The sequence below is a fragment of the Mucilaginibacter sp. GW821-FHT07G05 genome, from assembly GCF_059418565.1.
In genome coordinates this window covers 1-616 of the sequence record NZ_JBWKQC010000027.1, presented here as the reverse complement: position 1 = coordinate 616, position 616 = coordinate 1, and the positions used below count along the sequence as shown (strand labels likewise).

Genomic DNA, 616 nt, shown 5'->3' with positions numbered 1-616 from the left:
TTTGTATTATAGGTCTACCATAATTCCAAACTTTAATCAAAAAGATTTTTTTCAAGCTGTTCTCTTATACTTTTCCACATACATTTCACCACGTTTCACAAGCGCAAACATTCTTAAGATCAGTTTGAATTTTACATTGTTTAACACTAATCCGTACTTTTTATTTTTAAGCTTTCTTTCGGCATAAGCGCTAATCTCAGGATCATGGATAATCGCTGTTCTGGCCGCCATGTTTAGTTCTTGCTTTAGTTCCTTATGCGCAATATGGCTAACCCGTCGTCGTCCTCTAATGCTTGTCCCCGACGTGTGTTCGAACGGAACAACTCCAACGAAAACTGCATAATGTCTTCCATCGGGAAACGATGTAAAGTTCTCGGTATAAGCTATTGTCATCCACGCGTTGACACGCCCAATACCCTTAATACTGCTAATGATCCGATAATTAAGCAGCATGGATGAATTGTTTTTGATCAATGCCATCATACGTTCTTCCAATTGTTTTATATATTGATTGTTTGCCGCTATCTTTTTGCGTGCAATGTGGATAACGAGATCTTTGTCTCCCACTCCATACATATGCTTTCGCTCTTTGATCGTGCTCTGATAACCTGCCCCC

The 616-nt window shown here is 39.3% G+C and carries 1 protein-coding gene; it reads right to left on the bottom strand.

Annotation, left to right across the window (positions count from 1 at the left end; translation table 11 throughout):
• Positions 1–51 precede the first annotated feature (51 nt).
• A partial coding sequence (locus AC07NA_RS26240; protein ID WP_494901032.1) for a transposase occupies positions 52–616 on the bottom strand: 565 nt, incomplete at its 5' end.